The organism is Halalkalibacter flavus (assembly GCF_036663575.1).
Lineage (GTDB): Bacteria > Bacillota > Bacilli > Bacillales > Bacillaceae_D > Halalkalibacter > Halalkalibacter flavus.
Window position 1 is genome coordinate 1 of record NZ_JAWRVK010000116.1, and the last position, 578, is coordinate 578.

General features: G+C 39.1%; 1 protein-coding gene. It reads left to right on the plus strand.

Going from position 1 to position 578, the window contains the following annotated elements:
• Positions 1–100: 100 nt before the first annotated feature.
• Positions 101–532: an IS200/IS605 family transposase gene (gene tnpA, locus SAY88_RS24640; RefSeq protein ID WP_332635076.1), complete on the plus strand. Its 432-nt coding sequence runs from the start codon at positions 101–103 to the stop codon at positions 530–532.
• Positions 533–578: the final 46 nt, after the last annotated feature.

Here is a 578-nt window from a genome sequence, read left to right on the forward strand (position 1 = left end):
TTTTAATTTCCAAACGCGTGGTCTAACTCCACCGTCTTTAGACGGTATACGCTTTTAGCCTTATACTTCGATGTCCATACTTAAGGTGTGAGGTGAAAGTATGGACGGATATAAGAAGAATAGTCATGCAGTTTTTGACATCAAGTTTCATGTAATCTGGGTTACAAAATATAGATATAAGGTGTTACGTGGTCCGATTGCCGTAAGAACACGAGAATTAATCAGGCAAGGATGTGAAGCAAGAGGAATTACAATCTTGCAAGGAAGTGTTGGGAAAGATCACATCCACTTATTGTTATCATGTCCACCGAGCCTGGCGCCAAGTAAAATCATGCAGTACCTAAAAGGGAGATCATCAAGGCTTCTGCAGGATCAATTTCCCGAATTGAAAAAGAAATATTGGGGCCAGCACTTATGGGCAAGGGGCTATTTTTGTGCCACAGTAGGAACAGTAGATGAAGAGACAATAAGAAATTATATTGCAAACCAATTCAATGAAGAAAAGAACGACATATTCACGATAGAAGAGTGAGTTTAGTCAAATTTTAGTGTGGTTAAGCATATAGGCCTTTAAGATG